Raw genomic sequence first — 2,117 nt, 5'->3', positions numbered from 1 at the left:
TTATTAGCCTCGCTCAGATTGATTTTATCGATAGCTCCGGTTTAGGGGCTTTAGTAAAATTGGTGAAAAAGGCCAAAACCGAAGGGGGCAGTTTACAAATTGTTACCAATCCCCGGGTAACTCAAACCGTAAAACTGGTGCGATTGGAGAAGTTTTTTTCCCTGCAACCCACCCTAGAAGCGGCGATCAAATATCTAGAAAAAGCGTAAATCGTGGAATCTCCTCTCGAAAAAATTCGCTTACAGGTCAATGGCGAGGGTTCACCAATCCTAGAGGGTCTTGACCGATTATCGCCCGCTTCCCTGGCCTATCTGGGGGATGCTGTTTATGAATTATACATCCGCACCTATTATTTACTGCCGCCCCAGCGTCTGGGAGACTATCACGCTCAGGTGGTGGGCAAAGTCAGGGCCGAACAACAGGCTTTAGATTTAGCACAACTGCAGCCCTATCTGACAGACCAAGAAAAAGAAATTCTGCGCCGGGGACGCAATGCGGTCACGGGAAAACGCCGTCGTCTGACAGCCCAAGTCTATCAGCAGGCCAGCAGTTTAGAAACCCTGTTCGGCTATCTTTATCTGCAAGACCCCTCAAGATTACATCAACTATTAGAAAAACTAGAATTATAGCCCTCAGGTATTATTCCCGACCCCCTTTTATTAATCCATGCAATCATGAGCGATCGACCATTTCGTGACAAGTCCGATAATCGTAATTCTCGCCGGCCCTTGCGGTCAAAAACTGGGCCAATTCTGGCTAAATCCCCGGCAGTAACTCCAGAAAACCAAGAAGCTGATGATCTGCTCTACGGTCGCCGGGTGGTTTTAACAGCCATGGAGGAGGAGCGCCAACTAAATCGGATTTGGGTGGTCAATCGACTCCGTTACGATCCCCGTTATCATACCCTCTTGGAAAAAGCCAAAGCCAACGGTACGGTAATTGATGAGGTGGACGATCTGCGTCTCGATCAGATTACCAATAAGGCCAATCATCAGGGAATCGCCGCCCAGATGTCCCCCTATGATTATATCGAATTAGCCGATCTGATCGAAAAAGCTAAGGGCAAAAGTCGCCACCCCGTCATCGTCATCGCTGAAGGGATTACGGATCCCCATAACCTTGGGGCAATTATTCGCACCGCTGAAGCTATGGGTTGTCAGGGGGTAGTTATTCCCCAACGTCGCGCCGCCGGGGTGACATCGACGGTGATGAAAGTGGCGGCGGGGGCCCTGGAATATTTACCTGTGGCCAGGGTGGTTAATCTCAATCGTGCTTTAGAGGAATTAAAAGCGGCCGGTTTTTGGCTCTACGGCACGGCGGCAAAAACTGGTAAATCTTTACACACAATCAATTTAACGGGTGCGATAGGATTGGTGGTAGGTTCGGAGGGAGAGGGTTTGAGTCTGCTAACCCAAAAGTCCTGCGATGAGTTGGTATCTATCCCTTTGGCAGGCAAAACCCCCAGTCTCAATGCTTCGGTGGCGGCGGCTATGGCTCTTTACGAGGTTTACCGTCAACGCTGGCAAAATTCCCCCGACTGAAAATCTGTATTTTTCGACACTCCCAATAGCCAAAAGGAGAAAGTATAAATAAAATAGGAAGGAAGTTTGCGAAATGTAAACGAACGTAACAAAACCACCAGAGTAGATTTAGATGGGGAACGAGATGAAAGAATTTTTGATTAGCTTACTGGAAAGGTTCGGATTAGCCTACTGGGTCGAGATTAAAACCGACTATCCCAGATGTACTTATTATTTCGGTCCTTTTCTCGCTAAAGACGAGGCTGAAGTCGCTCAAGCTGGTTACGAAGAAGATTTGAAAACAGAAGGAGCGCAGGGGATTAAATTGGATATAAAACGTTGTAAACCGAAAGATTTAACTATTTTTGAGGAAAAAGAAGAAAGCAAGCTCCTGAATACCCTAAAGGTCTTACGCAGTCAAGCTTCTTAACGACTTTCAGTAATCAGTAATCAGTAATCAGCTTCTGAAGGCAACAGGCAACAGGCAAAAGGCAAAAGGCTCCAAGAAAGGATTCGGCGATTCTCCTACCGAAAAAGAAGGCTAGAAACTAAGTAGGGTTTGCTGAAAAAGCTTTTCGGTGGTGGCAGGGTGTGGGG

The 2,117-nt window shown here is 47.2% G+C and carries 4 protein-coding genes; all 4 read left to right on the top strand.

Annotated features, from left to right (window positions below; translation table 11 throughout):
- The coding region (locus IQ242_RS23280) for an STAS domain-containing protein (RefSeq protein ID WP_228021177.1) at positions 1-209 on the top strand (209 nt) is incomplete at its 5' end.
- A gap of 3 nt (positions 210-212) precedes the next feature.
- Positions 213-629, top strand: coding sequence for a Mini-ribonuclease 3 (locus IQ242_RS23275; protein WP_002741322.1), 417 nt, complete (start codon positions 213-215; stop codon positions 627-629).
- Positions 630-674: 45 nt separating this feature from the next.
- Entirely contained in the window at positions 675-1,541 is an 867-nt protein-coding gene (gene rlmB / locus IQ242_RS23270; RefSeq protein ID WP_193961586.1) for a 23S rRNA (guanosine(2251)-2'-O)-methyltransferase RlmB, read from the top strand.
- Positions 1,542-1,653: 112 nt separating this feature from the next.
- The gene (locus IQ242_RS23265; RefSeq protein WP_193961585.1) at positions 1,654-1,950 is read left to right on the top strand and encodes a DUF1816 domain-containing protein; all 297 of its coding nucleotides are present in this window, start codon (positions 1,654-1,656) and stop codon (positions 1,948-1,950) included.
- Positions 1,951-2,117 lie beyond the last annotated feature (167 nt).

Origin of the sequence: Microcystis sp. LEGE 08355 (genome assembly GCF_015207185.1) — a bacterium.
Lineage (GTDB): Bacteria > Cyanobacteriota > Cyanobacteriia > Cyanobacteriales > Microcystaceae > Microcystis > Microcystis panniformis.
The sequence above is the reverse complement of the archived record's forward strand: the minus strand, read 5'-3'. Positions and strand labels throughout refer to the sequence as shown.

Excerpts from the sequence above, each read along its gene's own strand:
- IQ242_RS23265 (WP_193961585.1), top strand. The coding sequence starts at position 1,654 with ATGGGGAACGAGATGAAAGAATTTTTGATTAGCTTACTGGAAAGGTTC.
- rlmB (WP_193961586.1), top strand. The coding sequence starts at position 675 with ATGAGCGATCGACCATTTCGTGACAAGTCCGATAATCGTAATTCTCGC.